This window comes from Arthrobacter sp. SPT-J7, assembly GCF_059089965.1.
Window position 1 is genome coordinate 101,769 of record NZ_JBNHFF010000003.1, and the last position, 18,950, is coordinate 120,718.

At 63.9% G+C, this 18,950-nt stretch carries 18 protein-coding genes; 14 read left to right on the forward strand and 4 right to left on the reverse strand.

Features of this window, described 5'->3' with window-relative positions; translation table 11 throughout:
• The first annotated feature begins 25 nt into the window (after positions 1–25).
• The 12 genes from AC5RWX_RS05890 to AC5RWX_RS05945 all read left to right on the forward strand — a co-directional run bounded on the left by AC5RWX_RS05890 (position 26) and on the right by AC5RWX_RS05945 (position 12,810).
• Positions 26–865 (forward strand): IclR family transcriptional regulator, encoded by an 840-nt coding sequence (locus AC5RWX_RS05890; protein ID WP_493939033.1) that lies wholly within the window; start codon positions 26–28, stop codon positions 863–865.
• A 35-nt stretch (positions 866–900) separates the two neighbouring features.
• Positions 901–2,037, forward strand: coding sequence for a sugar ABC transporter substrate-binding protein (locus tag AC5RWX_RS05895; protein ID WP_493939034.1), 1,137 nt, complete (start codon positions 901–903; stop codon positions 2,035–2,037).
• The gene (locus tag AC5RWX_RS05900) at positions 2,037–3,560 is read left to right on the forward strand and encodes a sugar ABC transporter ATP-binding protein (protein WP_493939035.1); all 1,524 of its coding nucleotides are present in this window, start codon (positions 2,037–2,039) and stop codon (positions 3,558–3,560) included. The genes AC5RWX_RS05895 and AC5RWX_RS05900 overlap by 1 nt, the downstream gene beginning before the upstream one ends.
• Positions 3,557–4,570, forward strand: coding sequence for an ABC transporter permease (locus tag AC5RWX_RS05905; protein WP_493939036.1), 1,014 nt, complete (start codon positions 3,557–3,559; stop codon positions 4,568–4,570). The genes AC5RWX_RS05900 and AC5RWX_RS05905 overlap by 4 nt, the downstream gene beginning before the upstream one ends.
• Positions 4,570–6,042: an aldehyde dehydrogenase family protein gene (locus tag AC5RWX_RS05910; RefSeq protein WP_493939037.1), complete on the forward strand. Its 1,473-nt coding sequence runs from the start codon at positions 4,570–4,572 to the stop codon at positions 6,040–6,042. The genes AC5RWX_RS05905 and AC5RWX_RS05910 overlap by 1 nt, the downstream gene beginning before the upstream one ends.
• Positions 6,026–6,703, forward strand: coding sequence for a hypothetical protein (locus AC5RWX_RS05915; protein ID WP_493939038.1), 678 nt, complete (start codon positions 6,026–6,028; stop codon positions 6,701–6,703). The genes AC5RWX_RS05910 and AC5RWX_RS05915 overlap by 17 nt, the downstream gene beginning before the upstream one ends.
• Before the next feature lie 43 nt (positions 6,704–6,746).
• Complete coding sequence (locus AC5RWX_RS05920; protein WP_493939039.1) at positions 6,747–8,393, forward strand: GMC family oxidoreductase; 1,647 nt, start codon at positions 6,747–6,749, stop codon at positions 8,391–8,393.
• Between the two features lie 2 nt (positions 8,394–8,395).
• A complete protein-coding gene (locus AC5RWX_RS05925) occupies positions 8,396–8,851 on the forward strand; it encodes a MaoC family dehydratase (protein ID WP_493939040.1) in 456 nt (151 codons plus the stop codon).
• On the forward strand, positions 8,848–10,047 hold the full coding sequence (locus AC5RWX_RS05930; RefSeq protein ID WP_493939041.1) for a CaiB/BaiF CoA transferase family protein: 1,200 nt from the start codon (positions 8,848–8,850) through the stop codon (positions 10,045–10,047). Before AC5RWX_RS05925 ends, AC5RWX_RS05930 begins: the two co-directional genes overlap by 4 nt.
• Before the next feature lie 132 nt (positions 10,048–10,179).
• A complete protein-coding gene (locus AC5RWX_RS05935; protein WP_493939042.1) occupies positions 10,180–10,392 on the forward strand; it encodes a hypothetical protein in 213 nt (70 codons plus the stop codon).
• The gene (locus AC5RWX_RS05940) at positions 10,374–11,780 is read left to right on the forward strand and encodes an amidase (RefSeq protein WP_493939043.1); all 1,407 of its coding nucleotides are present in this window, start codon (positions 10,374–10,376) and stop codon (positions 11,778–11,780) included. The genes AC5RWX_RS05935 and AC5RWX_RS05940 overlap by 19 nt, the downstream gene beginning before the upstream one ends.
• Positions 11,781–12,078: 298 nt before the next feature.
• Positions 12,079–12,810 (forward strand): polyprenol monophosphomannose synthase, encoded by a 732-nt coding sequence (locus AC5RWX_RS05945; RefSeq protein WP_493939044.1) that lies wholly within the window; start codon positions 12,079–12,081, stop codon positions 12,808–12,810.
• Positions 12,811–12,891: 81 nt separating this feature from the next.
• Here AC5RWX_RS05945 and AC5RWX_RS05950 read toward each other — a convergent pair whose 3' ends face one another.
• From AC5RWX_RS05950 to AC5RWX_RS05960, 3 genes are all read right to left on the reverse strand, one after another.
• Positions 12,892–13,239 carry an RNA polymerase-binding protein RbpA gene (locus AC5RWX_RS05950; protein WP_452035649.1) on the reverse strand — a complete coding sequence of 116 codons (348 nt, stop codon included), beginning with the start codon at positions 13,237–13,239 and terminating at the stop codon, positions 12,892–12,894.
• 277 nt (positions 13,240–13,516) lie between these two features.
• Complete coding sequence (locus AC5RWX_RS05955) at positions 13,517–14,449, reverse strand: SPFH domain-containing protein (protein WP_493939045.1); 933 nt, start codon at positions 14,447–14,449, stop codon at positions 13,517–13,519.
• 60 nt (positions 14,450–14,509) lie between these two features.
• Positions 14,510–14,983, reverse strand: a complete 474-nt coding sequence (locus AC5RWX_RS05960) for an NfeD family protein (protein WP_493939046.1) — start codon at positions 14,981–14,983, stop codon at positions 14,510–14,512.
• Positions 14,984–15,252: 269 nt separating this feature from the next.
• On the opposite strand from AC5RWX_RS05960, the gene yczE reads away from it, so the two are divergent.
• Complete coding sequence (gene yczE, locus AC5RWX_RS05965) at positions 15,253–15,900, forward strand: membrane protein YczE (RefSeq protein WP_493939047.1); 648 nt, start codon at positions 15,253–15,255, stop codon at positions 15,898–15,900.
• A 21-nt stretch (positions 15,901–15,921) separates the two neighbouring features.
• Here the strand turns inward: yczE and AC5RWX_RS05970 are convergent, their stop codons facing one another.
• A complete protein-coding gene (locus tag AC5RWX_RS05970; RefSeq protein WP_493939048.1) occupies positions 15,922–16,800 on the reverse strand; it encodes a putative RNA methyltransferase in 879 nt (292 codons plus the stop codon).
• Between the two features lie 68 nt (positions 16,801–16,868).
• Between AC5RWX_RS05970 and AC5RWX_RS05975 the strand changes: the two genes are divergently transcribed.
• Positions 16,869–18,929 carry a S9 family peptidase gene (locus AC5RWX_RS05975; RefSeq protein WP_493939049.1) on the forward strand — a complete coding sequence of 687 codons (2,061 nt, stop codon included), beginning with the start codon at positions 16,869–16,871 and terminating at the stop codon, positions 18,927–18,929.
• Positions 18,930–18,950: the final 21 nt, after the last annotated feature.

The following is an 18,950-nucleotide window of genomic DNA, read 5'->3' on the forward strand; positions in this document are numbered from 1 at the left end:
GCAGGTTGTCGAGGATAATTTCGGGATGAAAACTTATGAATCCATCCCGGAAAAAGAAGAACTGCGGCCGTCGACGGAAACCGTTCAACCCGTCGCTTCGGTGAGCCGGGCACTTCGTGTGCTGCGCTGCTTTTCCGTAGATACCCCTGAGCTCGGAGTCAGCGAGATATCCCGGACACTGGGCATCCACAAGAGCACCGTACACCGCCTGCTTGCCACCTTGGAGCACGAGGGTTTCATCCGCCAGGTGGACGGCGGACGCTACATGCTTTCACTTGCAGTCCTCGAACTGTCCGCGGCCGTGGTGGCTTGGGAGAGTATTCGCAATACCGTTTTGGCATCTCTGCGGGAACTCGCGGAGCGGACCGGGGAAACGGCGCACCTTGCGGTCCTAGATGCGGGGGAAGTGCTGTATGTCGAGAAGGTGGAGGGCAAATGGTCACTGCGCATGCCCTCCGCCGTCGGTAAACGCCTTCCGTTGAACTGCACAGCACTCGGCAAGGTCTTCCTCGCCGGACTGGAACCCGGCGAAAACCACCGGATAATTCACGGCAATAGGTGGGAAGCCCGGACGCCGAACACCCTCACCGACCCATACAGGCTGGAAGCGGAAGTCGATTCCGTGCGTGCCCGGGGCTTCGCGGTGGACCGCGAAGAAGTCGAGGAAGGGCTGGTCTGTATCGCCGCGCCTATCACGGACGACCGCGGCATCACCTCGGCGGCAATCAGCATTTCGGCTCCTTCCTCGAGAGTGCTGGCGCGGCTCGACGAACACGTTGAGGCGGTGCAGGAAACATGCAGCGCCTTGTCATGGCTCCTCGGAGCCGATGCTCGCCGGCTGCGCGGAGCCGGCCACATCACCTAGGCCGCAGCGGCCGCAATAAGAGAGGCAGTACAACAATGCAAAAGTCAAAGCTCGCATCGGCTGAGATCTCACGCCGGACGCTGCTCAAGGCCGGGGTGGGAGGATCGTTGGCACTGGGCGCAGCGCAGCTCCTCTCAGCCTGCGGCTCAGCGGGTGGACAAGGCGGGGCCACTGGCCCCGCCAACGGCAACAAGACGGCCAGCTACGCGAACAAGAACCTCAACTTCTTCTTCTACACTGTGCTGGTCGAGGCGTTGCAGCGGTCCTACAAGGAGCACGGTTACGCCTTCGAAACCACTGATGCCAAGGGCGACGCCAGCACGCAGTACGACCAGATCAACAGTACGCTGCTGAAGAAGCCGGCATTCCTGATCACTAACCCCATCGACACCGAAAACCTCATCCCGCTTACCACCCGGGCCAAAAGCATGCAGGTTCCCGTCGGGGTCATCGACACACCGCTGAGCGGCGGGGACGCCTCCATCACGATCGCCTTCGATAATAAGATGGGCGGCCAGCTGGCCGGTGAGAGGACACTGGAAGCGCTTAAGACAAAGTACGGCAAACCCAAGGGTAAGGTCCTGAACCTTTACGGTGCACTCTCGGCCACGGTGTGGCGGGACCGCAAGGACGGCTTTGAAGGCGCTTTCGCTGACTATCCCGACGTCCAAGTGATCTCCCGCCCAACCGAGACGCTGCAGGAAAATGCCCGTTCGGTCGCGGGAGCCACGCTGTCGCAGTACCCGGACCTGGATGCCATCCACGGTCCCACTGATTCGCTCACCCTGGCGGTTCTTCCGGCCATGAAAAGCGCGAATAGGCTCAAGCCCCTGGGAGACGATGCGCATATCATCCTGACATCCATCGATGGAGACCCGATCGCTATCCAGTGGTTGAAGGACAAGACCCTCGACGCGTCAATCTCCCAAGACCCGGTCGCGTACGCGCAGGTCTGCGTGGAGCTGCTGGATAAGTACTCGGTAAAGGGCCAGCCGATCCCACTGGGCGACTACTCCAACGATAAGTACATCTGGAAGAAGGCACCGGTGGTTGAATCCAAGGGCGGTCCCCGCATGGTGCTGCCGCCCTACTTGATCACGCTCGACACGGCGGACGACCGCCGCCAGTGGGCCAACATCGTGACCAACGACTGGGGGCTGAAAGAGACCTGATGAACGTCATACCTGATCGGAACTCCCCCCTGCTGGAAGTGCAGGGACTGTCCAAGCACTTCGGCGGTGTACCTGCTCTCTCAAAGGTGGACCTGACTGTCTCGGCCGGCGCCGTCCACGGTGTGCTCGGCAAGAACGGCGCCGGCAAGTCCACCCTGATGGCGGCAATCGCCGGCTCGTTGACCCCGGACGAGGGCCGTGTGCTCTTCGAAGGCCAGGACATCACACACCTGCCTATCGACACGCGCCAGTCGCTGGGAATCCACCTCATGGAACAGCACTCCGAGGTTTTCACCACGCTCACCGTTGCGGAGAACCTTGTCCTTCCCAATCACCCCCGCCGGGCCTTGCTGGTGGACTGGGACGCTGTGAACCGGCATGCCCGGGAGGTACTTGACCGGTTCGGCCTGGATGTGGATCCCGGCCGGCTGGCTGGCAGCCTGACCCTTCCCGAACAGCGGAAGCTCAACCTTGTGAAAACGCTTAGCGACCATGGCAAACTTGCCATTCTCGATGAGCCCACTACCTCCATGTCCCGGGAAGAACGCTCCGAGCTTTTTTCCTGGATCCGCGACCTCACCCAAGCGGGCCTGACCTTCATCTACATCACCCACTTCAACCGTGACCTGATCGAACTCTGCGATGAGTACACGGTGCTCCGGGACGGCCGGGTCACCGGGGCGGGTGGCTCCATCGCCAACCTGTCGGCGCGGGAAATAGCCAGGCTGGTGACTGGGTCCGACGTCGTCGAGTTCGAGCGGGACCGCCGCGCGGCGACGGCCGCGCTGCTGGAGGTGGACGGGGTCAAAACCGCGCAGAGCGAACCCATCACCTTTGGCGTGGGCAGAGGCGAAGTCCTGGGACTGGTGGGGCTCCCCGGGTCCGGCGCCCGCGAGACGGCACGAGCACTTGCGGGACTGGAGCGCATCGAATCCGGCAGGGTGTCGATCAGCGGCCGCGAGGTCACGATCAGACATTCCGCTGAGGCGTTGAAGGCCGGCATCGCGTACCTTCCCAGCGACAGAAACTATGAAGGCGTGGTACCTGAGTTCAGCGTTCAGGAGAACCTCCATGTGGGCAACTGGCCCGCGGGTAAGCCCTGGGGGTTTCTTGACTTCAAGCGGATGCTGCGGAACTTCCAGGACGCGAAGTCGGCGTTCAACATCCGTACCAGCGGTCCCGGTCAGCTGATTAAGAATCTGTCGGGCGGCAACCAGCAAAAGGTTCTCCTCGGCCGGCTCATCGAGACGAAACCGACGGTGCTCATCCTGGACGAGCCCACCGCCGGCATCGACGTGGAGGCGAAGGAAGAAGTCCACCGCATCGTGGATCATCTGAGCGAACAGGGCGTCGCCGTCATCCTGGTGGCCTACGATCCGGCCGAACTGGTTCGTTTGGTGGACCGGGCGCTGATTTTTCGCGACGGCGAACTGGTCCATGAACTGAGCGGGGATGCCCTGACGGGTGAGAACGTACTCGCCAGCATTTCCCACGCCCACTCAAAGAAGGCGGAAACACAATGACGAATATTGCGGCTCCATCATCGCGCACCTCCCGGCCGGATAAGCCGAAGCGCGGTCAAGCCTGGAGCATCTCCAAACTCATAGATTTCGCACTGGACAATGTCGTCTGGATCCTTCTGGTTGTCTTCGCCGTAGGTGCGGGCCTCATGAGTCCGTTCTTTTTGACGATAGCCAACCTACAGAACATCCTTGTCCAAGCTACGGTTCTGGGGCTGCTTGCCCTCGCTGTCGGGGCGACGCTGCTGATCGGAGAAATCGACCTATCCGTGGTGGGCAACCTGGTGTTCAGCGGTCTGATGGGCATCCTGCTGGCGCGTGCTGGATGGCCCGGGATCCTTGCCATTGCAGCGGTGATCCTGACAGGTGCCGTAATCGGTGCAGTAAACGGCTTCTTCATTGCCAAGCTGCGCATGAACTCCCTGATCGGAACGCTGGCCATGGGCCTCGTGCTCACCGGCGCGGTGCTGGCCATCACCAAGGGCCAAACCCTGGTCGTTGACTCGCCTGTTTACAGCTTCGTGGGCAACACCCGTATCGGCACCTGGCCGCTCATGCCGCTGGTGCTGATCATCGTCTGCCTGGCGGCTGGCCTCGTCTTCTCGAGGACGGTGTGGGGACGGCGGATCTATGCCACCGGTGGAAACCAACACTCGGCCGAAGCCGCGGGTATCCGCACGGACCGGGTCCGGCTGCAGACCTTCATTGCAGCCGGAACAATCGCCGGCATCGCAGGCTTCCTGCAGACCTCCTACCTCACCAGCGTCAACCCGACGATCGGCGCCGACTTACTCCTGTATGCCGTGGCGGCTCCCATTATTGGCGGGGTCTCGCTCCGGGGCGGGCAGGGACGGGTCATCGGGCTCATCGGCGGGGCACTGCTGATCACAGTCGTTCAGGTTGCCCTGCAGATCGTCAACGTCTCGGCCTACTTCGTTCAGGTCGCGGGCGGACTTCTGATTCTGTTTGCCGTGTTCGTGGACGCAATCCGCATCCGCAGAAAGGGCCTGTGATGGCCATCGATCAACTCACCGAGGACACCCTTCGCGTCTTCAACCCGGCGACCGGGACAGCCGTAGGCGAACTCGAACGCTCTTCCCGTGCGCAGACGGAGCAGAAGCTGGTGGCAGCACGCCTCGCCCAGTCACATTGGGAGCGGGTTCCCCGCCACCGCCGGTACGACATTATGGTCCGGTTCAGCCAGCTCGTGACGGAGCAGGCCGAGAATTTGGCGCACCTGCTGTGCGCTGAAAGCGGCAAGACACTGCAGCAAACGCGAGCGGAAATCAGTGTCTGCGCCCGGTTATTTCGCGGATTTGCCGAGCGCATGCTCGCGATGAAAGAAAATGCGTACTTCCTGGACTCCCAAGCGGGTCTGGAACACGACCTCATGATTACTCGGCGGGAACCTCTCGGGATCGTTGTGGCGATTATTCCTTTCAATTTTCCGGCAGAACTGTTTGGGCACAAGGTAGCGCCCGCTATCGCCATGGGCAACGCGGTAGTCGTTAAGCCGCCGGAGGACGATCCGCTGACCGTCGTGCGGCTGGCCGCTTTGCTGACCGAGGCCGGGCTTCCCGAAGGGGTCGTCGAAATCGCCGCCGGCGGCGGCGAGGTCGGCGCGTGGCTGGTTGAAAGTGATATCCCGGCCGCGGTGTCGCTCACCGGATCGACCGAAACGGGCCTTCGGGTGGCTGCCTCCGCGGCGAAGACCCTCAAGCGGGTGTCTTTGGAGCTGGGCAGCAACGATCCCCTGATCGTTTTGGAGGACGCCGACCTGGAACTGGCCGTCGACCAGGCCGTGCAAGGCAGGCAGGAGGCGAACGGCCAATGCTGCTGCGCCAACAAGAGGCTGATTGTCCAGCGCAGCGTCGCCAGGGAGTTCACCGACCTCCTCACGTCCCGTTTCGGCGCTTTGAAACTGGGGGATCCCGGCGAGGACCGTACCCAGCTAGGTCCGCTGATCCATGAGAAGGCGGCGTCCCGCGTGGGTGAGCAGGTGGGCGCCACCGTTGATGCCGGGGCACGCATCACCACCGGCGGGACCCGGCCCGAGAGGGCGTTCTATGAGCCCACGGTGCTGGTCGGTGTCACCCCGGAGATGGAGATCGCCCGGGATATGGAAGTCTTTGGTCCCGTCCTTCCCATCGTGGAGTTTGGAGACGACGAAGAGGCCGTGGCCATCGCCAACGCTTCGAGCTACGGCCTCAGTGGTGCCGTTTTTTCCACGGACTTCAGGCGTGCGTTCAGCCTCGGGGCCGAGCTGGATACGGGTCAGGTGGTGATCAACCGGACAGGACTTTTCCGTCCTGATCTGGCCGGATTTGGAGGTCACAAGCTGAGCGGAAACGGGCGCGAGGGACTCGAAACCAGCCTTGAGGAGTTCGCCCAGCACAAAAACTTCAGCCTTCGAGGGGCACTCGATTGGGCCGAAGGGATTCGGCCTGAAGACGAAAGAGAGGTCCGGCATGACGCAGCAAGCTGACGATCTGGCCCGAAACGCAGCCCCCGCTCCTGAAAACAACAAAGTCTTTGTCCCTTTGAGGGCGAACATAGGCGGATCGCTGCGGCCCGTCCCGCTCTCCGGCGGGCAGGCGGACGTGCTTTTGGCCTTTGCAGACGTCCTCATCCCGCCCGCCGGGGATTTCCCCGCTCCCAGCCATACCGAAATTCTGGGCTACTTCGGCCGTTACATCGTTGATCACGGGGTGGAGGCCGTCCACTTTCCGTTCATCAACCTGGACTCGGTGGACCGCCTGGCGGACCAGTTGGGGAAGGACTTTCTGAGCGCGGACCGGGAAGAGCGGAACGTTTTGGTCCAACGGCTCAGTGAACAGAACGAAAAGCTGTTTGTGATCTTTCAGGCGCTGGTCTATTTCGCCTACTACGCCCAACCCGAGGTAACGAGGGCGATCCAGGCCTCCGGTCCCGCGGCCGGCGACTTCCACGGTCCCCCCCAGCCCTACGGCTATCCGGGTGAAGAGCCCTGGGACCCGGCATTACTCTCGCACGGGCGCGGATCCTTTATCCGGACCGAGGACGTCCATCGGGTCGACGTTAGTTTCCAGATCCGCGTTGGCCAGAGCCCGGACCAATTGAAGCCCGCGCCGCAGGCAGTCCCGGACTTGGAGACGGGGACCGCCTGATCCAAGAGTGGCCTCCAAGCGCCGCCATACGGAGGGAAAAGCGATGGATGAGTTCGATGTTTTGGTGATCGGAGCCGGCATGGGGGGCGCGGCGGTCAGCAAGCACCTGGGTGAGGCAGGATTGAAGGTGGTCTGCCTCGAGCAAGGGGACTGGGTTCATCCCGCCGACCATCCCCACTACCACAACGAATGGGAGACCGAACGGCACCGTGGATGGGCGTTGGACCCCAACGTCCGCAAGGCGCCGGAGGATTACCCCGTTACCGGGCTGACCACGCCTTATATGTATAACGCCGTGGGAGGCAGCACGGTTCACATGGGAGGGCACTGGCCGCGCTTCAAGCCGGTGGACTTCCGCAGGGGCACCGAGCACGGTCTGGAAGGAACCATCGACTGGCCCTTCACCTATGAGGAACTTGCCCCGTTCTATGAGATGAACGACGCCGAAATCGGCGTCTCCGGCTTTGCCGGAGATCCTGCCATGCCGGCCCGGACCGAGCGCTACTCGCCGGCCCCGCCGCCGGGAAACGTCGGGCGCAAGGTGGCCGGCGGCTTCGAGAAACTGGGCTGGCACTGGTGGCCCTCCGACAACGCCATCATCACACGGCGCAAGGACAACCGGTTGCCATGCAATTTCTGCGGCGACTGCGAAAGCGGCTGTCCACGCGGATCAATCAGTACCGCCGATCTGGTCTACTGGCCCAAGGCCCTTGCCGCCGGCGTGCGGCTGATCACCAATGCCCGGGTGGAAAAAATCACCCTCAACCGGCGCGGCCTGGCCACGGGGGCCGTCTACATCGAACGCAACACCGAGGCCAGGCACGAGATCCGCGCTCGGCTCGTCGTGCTCTGCGCCAACGGCATCGGCACTCCCAGAATGCTGCTGATGTCGGCTCAGGCAGGGCACCCGGACGGACTGGCGAACTCAAACGGGCTCGTGGGAACGCATCTGATGCACCATACCTGGGCGCTGACCGACTGCTGGTACGAGGACCCCCTGGAAGGCTATAAGGGGAATCGGAGCGCCACCGTATTCTCCACTGAGTTCTACAACACCGATGTCGACCGGGGGTTCGTCAACGGGTTCAGCATCCAGTGCGGCCGCAGCGCCGGTCCGGCCGGCATCGCCATGGGCGCAAACGCCGGTAAGCCCCTGCCTTGGGGCGAGAGGCACCACGGTTCCTTCGAGGAGCGTTTCGGCCACCACATGCTCATCTACACCCAGGGGGAGGACCTGCCTATTCGATCCAACCGGGTGACCTTGGACTCCGCGGTCACGGACAGCAGCGGCCTTCCGGGAGCGCACGTCGAGTACAGGCTGAGCGACAACGACATCCGCCTGACCGACTTCGGCACCGAGCAAATCGAGAGGGTGGCGGAAGCGGCAGGCGGGCTGACGAGGATAGAAACCACGGGAACGATGCTCCCACCGCCCGGCTTCCACCTGATGGGCAGCTGCCGGATGGGAAACACGCCCGAAGATTCGGTCACCAACCGGTACAACCAGACCTGGGACGTTCCAAATCTCTTCATCGCCGACGGCAGTTCGCTGACCACCGGCGGAGCGGTCAACCCGACCAGCACCATCGGTGCGGTTGCCCTGCGCTGCGCCGAGTACATCAAACGCCGGTACTCCGACATCATCTCGCAGTCGACCACACCCTCCAACGCCGAAGCAGAAGGGTTCTAACAGTGGACGCATCATCATCAGGCACCCCAACGTTCACGGCCGCAGGCCTGGCCCCGATCGGTACGACCGTAACGTTCGCCAGGACGGTAACGGAATCCGATGTCTACCTGTTCGCCGGCATTACAGGCGACATTGGCCCGAACCATACCAACGCCCAGTACATGGCCGGCACTCGTTATGGGCAGCGCGTCGCACACGGCGCGTTGACCCTCGGGCTGATGTCTACATGCTCGACGCGCCTGATCGAAATGCTCGGAGATACCCCGACCGTCAATTACGGCTACGACAAGGTCCGCTTCATCCGTCCCGTGTTCTTCGGTGACACCGTGACGGTCACCTACACCGTCGAGGAAACGGACGAACAAAAACACCAGATGCGCGCCAACGTCACGGCCGTCAACCAGCACGGCGACCTGGTCGCCGCCGCCATCAACGTCCTCAGGGTGGTAGATCAATGACCGTTCCAGAGCCGGACGTGACGCGACCGCTTGAAGGGGTCCGGATCGTCAGCTTCACTCAATTTCTACTCGGTCCCGCGGCCGTACAGTACCTCGCTGACCTAGGAGCCGACGTTGTTAAGGTCGAGCCACCTGCCGGATCTTGGGAACGGACTTGGGCAGGGGGGGAATCGTTCCTCAACGGAGTGAGCGTGTTCTTCATGCTCGCGCACCGAAACGCCCGCAGCATCACCCTGAACCTGAAAAGCCAGGAAGGGCTGGAAGCGGCCCGTCAACTCATCCAAACCGCCGATGTCCTGGTCGAAAACTTCCGACCAGGAGTGATGGATTCCCTGGGATTAGGTTACGAAGCCGTCCACGAAGAGAACCCTCGCCTCGTCTACGCCTCAGCCTCCGGTTACGGCAGTACCGGGCCTTTCCGTAAACTGCCCGGCCAAGACCTCCTCCTGCAGGCCATCACCGGACTTGCTGCCAACACCGGGTCGGCGCAGGAAGCTCCGGTTCCGGCCGGCGCCGCGGTGATTGACCAGCACGGTGCTGCGCTGCTGGCGATGGGCATGCTGGCGGCGCTCCTGCACCGGCAGCGGACGGGGAAAGGCCAGCATGTTGAACTGAACATGATCCAGGCAGGACTGGACCTCCAGACGGAACCGCTCACCTACCACCTGAACGGAGGACAGGTATCCCTGCCCCAGGAGAAGCTGGGTTCGCCCTTCCACCCCGCACCCTACGGGCTATACAAAACCAAGGACGGGAACATTGCCATATCTTTGTCCCCGGTTGCCACGGTCCGGCAGGCCCTCGACGGGGCCCCCCAACTCGAAGCTTTCGAAGACCCGTCCCTAGCCTTGAGCGCCCGCGACGAGATCCGCCGCGCCCTGGCGCCCCTGATTGCCTCCTACAGGACAACCGAAATCGTGGAGAAACTACGCAAGGGAGGCGTCTGGTGTAATGCTGTCAATGACTTCGCCGCCGCCCTGGAAGACCCGGTCGTCACCGAAGTCGACCCGATCATACAGATCGAGCACCCCGACGCCGGCACAATCCGGTTGCTCCGCCATCCGGTGAACTACAGCAGCATCGACACATCCGTGCGCCGGGCTCCTCCCCGGCTTGGAGAACACACCGAGGAAATACTTTCCGAATTCAGCAGCGCCCGCACCGTTCCCGGAAGCACCGAAACGCCGCGCAGGTAAAGGATGTGGCCTCGGCAGCGACCAGCGAACGCAAGTACCGGACCCGCAACCTCTTCTCAGCCGCCGACACCGCTGTCGCGGGCAACTCCCACTCTCTAACTTGCGTGCAATCCTCATCCCGGGAGGACAGTGATGACTGATCACGAACCCAAGGACGCCGGCAGGGGTACCATCGGACAGTCTCGGCTAACGGTCGTCGAGGACCGGCTGTCCGGTTTGGCGGCCTCGGCGGCGCCGGTCCATGCGCTCCTATCCGCGCTGGACGGCGTGGAACTGGGGGACGCTGCGCCGGCCGTGACATTCAACCCCTTGGGTCAGGACCGGGCATGGAACCCTTCAAGCTGACGCTTACGGAGGCAGCAGCCGCGATCAAGAAGAAGGAACTCTCGCCCCTGGAGCTGGCCGAATCCGCGCTGACAAGACTCGAAGAGGTCGAGAACCATATCCACGCGTTTGCAACAGTGACGGCCGACATCGCCCTTGCCCGGGCACGCGCTGCCGGCGACGAAATAGCTTCCGGACGCTACCGTGGCCCTCTCCACGGCATCCCGGTGGGGATTAAGGACCTCTATGACACGGCTGGCGTCCTCACGTCCTCCGGCTCCCGAGTCCACGCGAACCGCGTGCCGGATCTCGACAGTGCCGTAGTAGCCTCCCTCGGACAGGCCGGAATGATCATGATCGGCAAAACACGCACGCATGAATTTGCCTTCGGCACAACCACTCCTCCGACTCGGAATCCATGGGACACATCAAGAATTCCCGGCGGTTCCAGCGGCGGGTCGGGTGCCGCTGTGGCGTCCGGTTCATGCCATGCGGCCACTGGCAGCGATACTGGTGGATCGACCAGGACTCCGGCGGCGCTGTGCGGAACCATCGGCCTTAAGCCCACCTACGGGCGGGTGTCCCGGTTCGGGGTCACACCGTTGGCGTGGTCACTGGACCATGTCGGCATCCTGACCCGTAACGTCATCGACGCGGCACTCGTACTTAACGCCATCGCAGGCTATGACCCTAGAGACCCTGGGTCGGCGGACGTGCCTGTGCCGGACTTCACCATAGACCTGGACAAGGGCATTAAGGGTCTGGTTATCGGCCTGCCCAGAAACTTCTTCACACACAACGTCGACCCCGAGGTGGCGGCGGCGGTGGCGGAAGCTGCTGGCATCCTGCAAGACCTCGGAGCCGAACTTGCCGAGGTGACCATTCCATTTGAAGAAACCATCCTCGCTGCAGAATGGGGCATCCTGATGCCCGAGGCAAGCGCTTATCACAGGCGGACCATCGGCGAAACGCCCGAGCTCTACACCCCAGAAGTGCGCCGACTGCTGGAAATCGGGCAAACCATCCTTGCCACCGACTACATCGATGCGCTCCGCGTCCGCCGGCTCATGCAGCAGGCATGGAAAGACATTTACCGGAACATCCAGATCCTCATTACCCCGGCAACAGTGGCTCCCGCAGCCTCGGTCGACGACCCGAACTTCCACTGGCCCGACGGCTCGATCGAGGAGGTCGGAGATGCCTATGTACGCATGGCCGCTCCCGCCAATCTAACCGGTTTGCCCGCCATCTCGGTCCCGTGCGGCTTTTCCAGCGCCGGCCTCCCGCTGGGCTTGCAGATCATCGGCAGGCCCTTCGCCGAATCAAGTGTTCTGGCCGTTGCAAGGGCCTTTGAACAAGCAACCAAGCATGCGGGCAACATCGCCCGGCTGCCATATGACGACCTTTAGCTTTTGCCGTGCACAGGTGGACTGGGGGAGAGGCTACCGGTTTGCGCGTGTGGCGCTCTCTACGCGTGAGTCCAGGAGTGCGCGGTCCTGGTGCGGTCTGCTCAATGTCGAACGTAGGCATGGAGCCAGCCGAGCAGGATGGCACGACAGGTCAGATCTTCCAGCGTCCGGCGGTGGACACCGCGGCCGACCTGACCGGGCGATGGCCTATACTGGACCGTCGACGTGGGAGCCCACCGGGCATCTAACGCGTCATGAAATCTGCGGTTTTGCAGCACAACGTTCGAAAGGCCACTGAGTGCGGGTCGTCACCATCATCCCGACGTACAACGAGATTGAGTCCCTCCCGAAGACAGTAGCCCGCCTCCGCGCCGCCGAACCCGGCTCCGACATCCTGGTGGTCGACGACAATTCCCCCGACGGCACCGGCGCCCTCGCCGACCGGATGGCCGCTGAGGATTCCGCCATCCACGTCCTCCACCGAGAAGGTAAAGCCGGCCTGGGCGCAGCCTACATTGCCGGCTTCCGCTGGGGCCTCGACGCCGGCTATGACGTGCTGGTGGAGATGGACGCCGACGGCTCCCATCAACCAGAGGAACTGAATCGGTTGCTGTCCGCGCTGCGCGAGGGCGCAGACATGGCTAAGGGCTCTCGGTGGATTCCCGGCGGGAAAGTGGTCAACTGGCCCATCCACCGCAAAGCCATCTCCTTGGCGGGCAGCCTGTACTCGCGACTCATGCTGGGCGTGACCATCCGCGACATTACCGGCGGCTACAACGCCTTCAAGGCCCAGACACTGCGCACCATCGATCTTGCTGCGGTGGAATCTGTTGGCTACTGCTTCCAGATCGATCTGACGTGGCAGACCTTGAAGGCCGGACTGACGGTTCGCGAAGTGCCCATCACCTTTGTTGAACGCGAGTACGGCGACTCAAAAATGAGCGGTTCGATTGTGGCCGAGTCGATTGTCCTGGTGACCAAGTGGGGGATTGCCGACAAGTGGCGCAGGCTTCGCGCCAAGCGGGCCTGATCCCCGCAGACCCAACAGAAGAAGGGAGAACCCGGATGCCGGGTTGCTCCCTTCTTCTGTTAAGCCTTGAGAGTCAGAGTCCTAAGCAGTGCGCCGTTCCCCGCGGCGTTCGCGGAGCTTGGTCAGGCGGTCTTCGAGAATCTGTTCGAGTTCCTCGACGCTGCGGCGTTCCAGAAGCATGTCCCAGTGGGTGCGCACGGGCTTGGCGTTCGGGTCAATGGGCCTTTCTCCATTGACGAGGAGGGCTTCTTTGCCGGACTTGGAGACCCATACTGCGGGAATCTCGGCCTCTGCAGCGAAAGTGACGAACACCTGCTCGCCATCCTCGCAACGGTACTCAACGCGCTGGCGCGGAGCCGGCTCAACACCGGATTCAGTCTCCATACTCTGCGCTCCGAGGCGCATACCCCGCAGGCTACGATCGCTCATGATCTCTCCCTCTTGTCTTATGGCGGACCTGGTGGTTGCATTACGTCCGCGATGGCTCGCTAACACCCTCAACGTTGGCGGGCGGCCGTCTGTTCCCGGTCGCAGATGATAATGCCAATCTGCTCTACGTCAAGGATGGTTATGAGCGGCAACTTCCCGGCAAACCACCCATTATAGTCCGCATCGGTGCTTCTGGTTAACCGCACCGGCAGCCCCGGGGCCCGGACTGAGCGCACACCCCGGGCTCCCGGTTCTTGCGTTGGTGCCGGCCCGGGACCTAGGCGCGTGGCTCAGCGTCGGCCGTGGAAACGGCCGCTGCGCCGATCTCCGGAGCCGCGGCGCCCAGCACGCTGCCGATGCCCTTGAGCGCTTCGCCGACCTCGCTGGGGATGATCCAGAGCTTGTTCGATTCGCCTTCGGCAAGCTTCGGGAGCGTCTGCAGGTACTGGTAGGCCAGCAGCTTTTGCGTGGGGTTGCCCTTGTGGATAGCGTCGAACACCTTCTGAATGGCCTGGGCTTCGCCGTCGGCCCGGAGGATGGCAGCCTTGGCATCGCCTTCGGCCGCAAGGATAGCCGCCTGCCGCTGACCCTCCGCGGTCAAGATCTGGGACTGTTTGGTGCCTTCGGCGGTCAGGATGGCCGCGCGGCGGTCGCGTTCGGCCCGCATCTGCTTTTCCATCGAATCCTGAATGGAGTGGGGCGGGTCAATGGCCTTAAGTTCCACGCGCGAAACGCGGATACCCCAGCGGCCGGTGGCTTCGTCCAGGACTCCGCGCAGCTGGCCGTTAATCTGGTCACGGGACGTAAGCGCCTCTTCCAGATTCAAACCGCCCACCACGTTGCGCAGGGTGGTGGTGGTCAGCTGTTCAACGGCCTGGATGTAGTTGGCGATCTCGTAGGTAGCAGCACGGGCATCGGTGACCTGGAAATAGACCACGGTGTCGATGGAGACCACCAGGTTGTCTTCGGTGATCACCGGCTGCGGCGGGAAGGACACAACCTGTTCGCGCAGGTCCAGCAGTGGCAGCAGCCGGTCCACGAAGGGGATCAGGATGGTTAGTCCGGGGTTCAAAGTGCGCTGGTACTTGCCCAGTCGCTCCACGACGCCGGCGCGTGCCTGTGGGATGATCCGCACGGCCCGGACCAGCACGATCACGACGAACAAGATCAGGACCAGCAGCACGATCCAGATTGCGAGATTGCTATCCATAGTTCCCCTCTAAGAGTGGTGTCAGTGGCTCACTGCGCCGGAATCCAGCCCGGCACGGGTTTACTGGGCCGGTAGAGGCCCGTCTGCGCGGTGCGGTGTCACGACGGCGGTAGCGCCCTCGATCCGGGCGACCGAAACGCGCTGGCCTGCCGGAATGGCCGATCCGTCCGCCGACCTGGCAGTCCAGGTGTCGCCGCCGATCTTGACCACGCCGGAGTGGTCGGTGACGGATTCGAGCGTCATGGCCGATTCGCCGATCAGCCGGTCCACGTTCGTGGCCAGGTCCCGCGGCCCACTGCGTAGATGTCGCAGCGCGACCGGCCGCACGAACAGCACCATCAGCAGGGCGACAACACAGAAGACGACCACCTGAAGCCAGAAGGGCAGTCCGAGCAGGGCTCCGAACAAAGCCACCAGCGCACCGGAGGACATCATGATGAAGAACAGGTCCAGCGTCATCATTTCGACGATGGCCAGGATCAGAAACACGACCAGCCAGAGTACCCAGCTGTTAGCGACAATCCATTCGATCATCAGCACTCCCTGATGTTGGAGCAGCCGCCGTGTCCTCAGCCTGCATCGTGCCGCGCAGGCACCCACCGCGAACTGCTGCTGCCCTTGATACCTCCATCATGCCCGACGGCGGGACGCTGCGGCGTGAATTTCGCCACTTAGGTGCGCTATTGCGTGTATCGTGGCCAAGTTGTGACCGGAACGGCCGCGCCCGACGGGTCAAGGCCTCCTGCTGGATAGGATGGTGCGGTGCCATATACCGCGCGCTGCCGCACATTTGAGAGCCCGCCATGCAGTCCGTCCTGACCAGCAACCGGCTGGCACTCAGGACGCTGCGCCTGTTTGCCGGACTCTTCGCCTACGGCATCGCCATCGCGCTAATGATCCGCGGCAATCTCGGCTCCGCGCCGTGGGACGTGCTGAGCCAGGGCATTGCCCGCGCCACGGGCATGAGCTTTGGCTGGGCAACGGTGGCCATCAGCGCGCTTGTGCTGCTGCTGTGGATCCCGTTGCGGCAAAAGCCGGGTGCGGGCACGATCGCCAATGCACTGCTGGTCGGCTTTTTCGCCGACATTGGCCTGCTGGTCATTCCGCACTGGCATCACCTCGCCGCACAGGCGCTGTCGTTCGGTTCGGGCCTGCTGCTGCTGGCAGCCGCAAGCGCCCTGTACATCGGAGCCGGGCTTGGCCCCGGACCTCGCGACGGCCTGATGACCGGCCTGCATGCAGTCACCGGGTGGCAGGTCTGGATTGTCAGGACGGGAATCGAAGCGGCGGTGACCTTGGCGGGCTGGCTGCTCGGCGGCGTCGTCGGGCTCGGCACGCTGGTCTTCGTCCTGGCCATTGGACCCTTGATCCAACTGTTTCTGAAGTGGATGTTCGTCGACCTGAACCCTGGCGCTCGAAAGCAGGCCTCCGCCGAGCCTGTCCGCGACTAACTCGACGGCACGCGATGTCTGCTAGCTGCGGCGCCGATACGTCGTCACGGTGAAACGACCGGTCACCGGCAGCTGGCCGTGGGCTGCCCGTGCCGCCGCGGCGGCACGGACTTTTTCCGCGTCGACATGGTGGGCGTTAGGCCCCATCATGACCAGCCGCACCACATCCTCGGCGCCCAGCCGAAGCGGCACCTGAAGCGCCTCCGATTGGACTTGGGCGAACACATCGCCCAACGTTTCGCCCAGCCGCTCCGATTTGTCGGTATCGACCGCCAACAGCGGTACTACTGCGCGCAGTTCGTCCAGGTGCCCCGGCTCGGCAGTGGCCACCACCAGATGCCCGCCCGGTTTCAGCACCCGGGCGAACTCGGCCGGATTCCGAGGCGCGAAGACGTTCAGGATCAGGTCGGTGCTGCCGGCGGCCAGCGGCAGCGGCTTCCACAAGTCCCAGACCACGCACAAGGCGTCCGGCACGGCCCGGGCAGCCCTGCGCAGGGCGAACTTGGACAGATCCAGCGCCAGAGCCCGGCCCCCGGCCAGGTTTCGCAGCACGGCCTCGAGGTAGTACCCGGTGCCCGCACCGGCATCCAGCAGCACCGGAGCCGGCGTTCCGGCCAGCAGTGTGCTGGCGGTCGCGGCCAACTGCCGGGCCAGTGGAGCGTAATGTCCGGCGGCCAAAAAGGCGTCGCGGGCGGCCACCATCTCGGCGGTGTCCGGAATGAACCGGGTGCCGCGGCCGGTGAGCATATTGACGTAACCCTGCCGGGCGCCGTCGTACTGGTGGCCTGCCGCACACCGGAGTCCTTGGGCCGGAAGCTGCCCGGCGGCTTCCAGTTGTTCCCCGCAAACCGGGCAAAGCATCAGTGCAATCAGGTCCAAGAGGTGTTCGGCGGAGGGCATGCTCCATCCTAGGCAAAGCTGTGAGCGATGATTGGCTCCCGCCCGACGATGAGACTAGGCTCACGTGCGTGAGATCTGAAGACATCGCTTTATTAAATTCGTTGTCCGCCCCGACACTCCATCCGGACGGCAGCCGCGCGGCAGTTGCCGTCACGCATCCGGACTTTGCCTCGGACAGCTATGTAGGGCAATTGTGGGAAGTTCCCCTTGACGGCGGCGGTGCCTCGCGCCGGCTGACCCGCGGCTTCAGGGACACCACCCCGGCTTACGCTCCCGACGGCGGTTCGCTGGCTTTCCTGCGGGCGGCGGGACCGGAGGAGCCGCCACAGCTGATGGTGGTGGACAGCCGCGGCGGAGAGCCAGTGGCCGTCTCTGAGCAGAAACTGGGAGTCTCGGCTTTCGCTTGGTCGCCGGACTCCAGCCGCTTGGTCTTCGCTGCCCGCGTCCCGGCGGAGGGCCGGTACGGCACGGTGGACGGCGTGGGCCCCGGCGCCGAGGACGCCCGGCTGGTCACCGGCTTCAAGTACCGAATGAACGGCGTCGGCTATACCGGCGACAAGCGCAGCCAGTTGTTCATCGTGGACGCCCCGGACCTGCAGGCCGAACCGGCGGTTGCGCCGGTGGGCCGGGCGCGCAAGACGGATGCCGGCGCAGAGTTCTCCGCCGTGGCCCCGGCCCGGCAGCTCACCAACGCGGACGCAGACCACGACAGCCCGGCCTTCAGCCCGGACGGCCGGACCCTGTACTTCACCGCCGCCCTCCACGACAGCGCCGACGAGGATCTGCGGCGCGACGTCTACGCCCTGGACCCGGAGGCCGCCGACGGTCAGCCGCGGCTCATGTCCAACCTGTCCGGCGAGACGCTGAGCACCGGCGCCCCGCGGCCCAGTGACGACGGCGCCTGGCTGTTCTACCTGGGCAGTTCGATCGGCAGCGGGACAAACTTCGTCGCCCGGAACACCGCACTGTATGTGGCTCCCGTCCACGCTCCGCAGGACGTGCGCCGGCTGACCGATCCGGAGACGTTGGACCTGGCCGAGGGCGGGCTGGTCTCCGCCGGGCCGGACTCGGTGCTGGCCATCAACCGGCACCGGGGTTCGGCTCAGCTGCTGGAAGTCGCGGCCGCCGGCGGCGTCGCAGTGTTGGTCGACGGGCCGCTTAACGTCGCGGCTGCCGCCCGCGCCGCCGGCCGGACAGTGGTCAGTTTTTCCGACGCCGGGACGGCAGGGGACCTGGCGCTGGTGTCCAGCGCAGGCCTGTCCGGTTGGACCGACTTCTCCGCCGAACTGCGCCGCGCCGGCATCCGCGAACCGAGCGAAGACGTCTTTGCCTCCGCGGACGGCTACCCGGTGCACGGCTGGGTGCTGCTGCCCGAGGGCGACGGGCCGCATCCGGTGCTGCTGAACATCCACGGCGGGCCGTTCGCCCAGTACGGCTGGGAGGTGTTCGATGAGGCGCAGGTCTATGCCCAGGCGGGCTACGCCGTCGTGATGTGCAATCCGCGCGGTTCCGCCGGTTACGGCCAGGCGCACGGCCGGGCCATCAAGGGCGCCATGGGGACGGTCGACATGGCGGATGTGCTGGCGTTCCTGGAAGGAGCCGTCGGAAAGTACCCGCAGTTGGACGGGGACCGGCAGGGCGTTATGGGCGGCTCCTACGGCGGCTATCTGACCGCGTGGACGGTGTCCCAGGACCATCGCTTTGCCGCGGCAATCGTGGAGCGCGGCTACCTGGACCCGCCGTCGTTCGTGGGGTCTTCGGACATCGGCTGGTTCTTCTCCGACGAATACACCGGCAGCGATCCGGACCAGGTCCGCGGCCAAAATCCGTTTGCCCAGCTGGATGCGGTGCGCACTCCGGTGTTCGTCATCCACTCCGAAGAGGACCTGCGCTGTCCGCTGGAACAGGCCCAGCGCTACTACGTGGGACTGAAGCAGCGCGGCATCCCCACCCAGCTGTTGATCTTCCCGGGCGAGAACCATGAGTTGTCGCGTGCCGGCACCCCGTGGCACCGGAAGCAGCGCTTCGACGAGATCCTGCGGTGGTGGGCAACCTACCTTCCAACCCAGCAGAACAACGACGGCGAGGCCGCGGCCGTGGCCGGGGCGGAAGCCGCTGCTCGGACGTAGGGCGGCCTCCGGCTCGGACGG

Excerpts from the sequence above, each read along its gene's own strand:
- AC5RWX_RS05940 (WP_493939043.1), top strand. The coding sequence starts at position 10,374 with ATGGAACCCTTCAAGCTGACGCTTACGGAGGCAGCAGCCGCGATCAAG.
- AC5RWX_RS05890 (WP_493939033.1), top strand. The coding sequence starts at position 26 with ATGAAAACTTATGAATCCATCCCGGAAAAAGAAGAACTGCGGCCGTCG.
- yczE (WP_493939047.1), top strand. The coding sequence starts at position 15,253 with ATGCAGTCCGTCCTGACCAGCAACCGGCTGGCACTCAGGACGCTGCGC.
- AC5RWX_RS05900 (WP_493939035.1), top strand. The coding sequence starts at position 2,037 with ATGAACGTCATACCTGATCGGAACTCCCCCCTGCTGGAAGTGCAGGGA.
- AC5RWX_RS05950 (WP_452035649.1), bottom strand. The coding sequence starts at position 13,239 with ATGAGCGATCGTAGCCTGCGGGGTATGCGCCTCGGAGCGCAGAGTATG.
- AC5RWX_RS05955 (WP_493939045.1), bottom strand. The coding sequence starts at position 14,449 with ATGGATAGCAATCTCGCAATCTGGATCGTGCTGCTGGTCCTGATCTTG.
- AC5RWX_RS05930 (WP_493939041.1), top strand. The coding sequence starts at position 8,848 with ATGACCGTTCCAGAGCCGGACGTGACGCGACCGCTTGAAGGGGTCCGG.
- AC5RWX_RS05935 (WP_493939042.1), top strand. The coding sequence starts at position 10,180 with ATGACTGATCACGAACCCAAGGACGCCGGCAGGGGTACCATCGGACAG.
- AC5RWX_RS05905 (WP_493939036.1), top strand. The coding sequence starts at position 3,557 with ATGACGAATATTGCGGCTCCATCATCGCGCACCTCCCGGCCGGATAAG.
- AC5RWX_RS05895 (WP_493939034.1), top strand. The coding sequence starts at position 901 with ATGCAAAAGTCAAAGCTCGCATCGGCTGAGATCTCACGCCGGACGCTG.
- AC5RWX_RS05915 (WP_493939038.1), top strand. The coding sequence starts at position 6,026 with ATGACGCAGCAAGCTGACGATCTGGCCCGAAACGCAGCCCCCGCTCCT.
- AC5RWX_RS05970 (WP_493939048.1), bottom strand. The coding sequence starts at position 16,800 with ATGCCCTCCGCCGAACACCTCTTGGACCTGATTGCACTGATGCTTTGC.
- AC5RWX_RS05960 (WP_493939046.1), bottom strand. The coding sequence starts at position 14,983 with ATGATCGAATGGATTGTCGCTAACAGCTGGGTACTCTGGCTGGTCGTG.
- AC5RWX_RS05910 (WP_493939037.1), top strand. The coding sequence starts at position 4,570 with ATGGCCATCGATCAACTCACCGAGGACACCCTTCGCGTCTTCAACCCG.
- AC5RWX_RS05920 (WP_493939039.1), top strand. The coding sequence starts at position 6,747 with ATGGATGAGTTCGATGTTTTGGTGATCGGAGCCGGCATGGGGGGCGCG.